Genomic DNA, 1,660 nt, shown 5'->3' with positions numbered 1-1,660 from the left:
GAAGAAGTAAAAGGCAAAGTAAGCGTTCCAAACTTCCCTAAAACAGGTGCACAACCGACATTAACAGTGGATACAACGAAAATCCCTAATGGTCAAACACCGGGTACAGTGAAAGTTTCAGTAACAGTCACATATCCAGATAAAACAACAGACACTGTAGAAGTTACAGTTATAACTGGACCTAAAGACAGTGAAACGTATGAACCGACAACAGGAGAAATCACAAAACCGTTCGGAACTCCAACTACAGCTGAAGAAGTGAAAGGTAAAGTAAGCATTCCAAACTTCCCAGCAAATGGTCCTCAACCGACATTAACAGTGGATAATACAAAAGTTCCTAATGGTCAAACATCAGGTGAGTTCAATGTACCGGTTACAGTCACTTATCCAGATGGCACTACTGATCAAGTGAATGTAAAAGTTACAGTTGGCAAACAACCTGATAAAGATAAATATAATCCTGTAGGCGGAACAATCGAAAAACCATTTGGCACACCAACAAGTGCAGATGAAGTCAAAGGTAAAGTAACAGTACCTGGATTCCCTAAAGAAGGTCCACAACCAACAGTTACTGTAGATAAACCTAATGAATTACCTAATGGTGAAACAACAGGCGTATTTAATGTACCAGTAACAGTCACTTATCCAGATGGTACGAGTGAAAAAACAAATGTTAAAGTTGCAGTAGGTAAACAAGCGGATAATGCAAAATACGAACCAACAACAGGGGAAATTGAAAAACCTTATGGCGGACATACAACAGTTAATGAAGTTATAGGCAAAGTTTCAGTTCCTGATTATCCAGCATCAGGTGAACAACCTGTATTTACTGTGGACACAACTAAAATTCCTGACGGACAAACATCAGGAGAATTCCAAGTTCCAGTAACAGTGACATATCCTGATAAAACAACGGATACAGTCAATGTCAAAGTAACAGTAGGTCCAAAAGACTCTGATACGTATCAACCAGTAGCTGGCGAAATCACAAAACCATTCGGTACACCAACTGTAAAAGATGAAGTACTTAATAAAGTAAGTGTTCCTAATTATCCAGGCGGTGAAAAACAACCTGTACCTTCACTTGAAAAAGGTGCTGTGTTACCAGATGGAAATACACCAGGTGTATTTGATGTACCAGTTGTTGTAACATATCCAGATGGTACAACTGATAAAGTAGTTGTTAAGGTAACAGTGGGTGATCAAGCAGACAATGCAAAATATGAACCGACTGCAGGCGAAATTACTAAACCATTTGGTACACCAACAACAGTTGATGAAGTCAAAGGCAAAGTAACAGTGCCTAACTATCCAGCGAATGGTCAACCTTACACAGCAATAGTTGATCCGACAAAAGTTCCAGATGGTCAAACATCAGGAGAGTTCCAAGTTCCAGTGACAGTAACTTATCCAGATAAAACAACAGATACAGTTAATGTCAAAGTGACAGTAGGTCCAAAAGACTCAGATACGTACCAACCAGTAACAGGCGAAATTGCGAAACCATTCGGACAAGCGACAACACCAGAAGAGGTAAAAGCCAAAGTTTCAGTACCAAATTATCCAACTGACAAAGGTACACCAGTGGTAACAGTGGATGAACCTAATAATGTTCCTAATGGTGAAACTCCAGGTGTATTCGATGTACCGGTAACAGTGA

1 protein-coding gene is annotated in these 1,660 nt (G+C 39.7%); it reads left to right on the top strand.

Annotated elements, in window-relative coordinates:
• Positions 1-1,660: Rib/alpha-like domain-containing protein (locus C7N65_RS12490; protein WP_267894460.1), on the top strand; the 1,660-nt coding region annotated here is incomplete at both ends.

The sequence above is a fragment of the Staphylococcus simulans genome (assembly GCF_002994445.1).
Classification (GTDB): Bacteria; Bacillota; Bacilli; order Staphylococcales; family Staphylococcaceae; genus Staphylococcus; species Staphylococcus simulans_B.
This window is presented reverse-complemented; position numbering and strand designations above follow the sequence as displayed.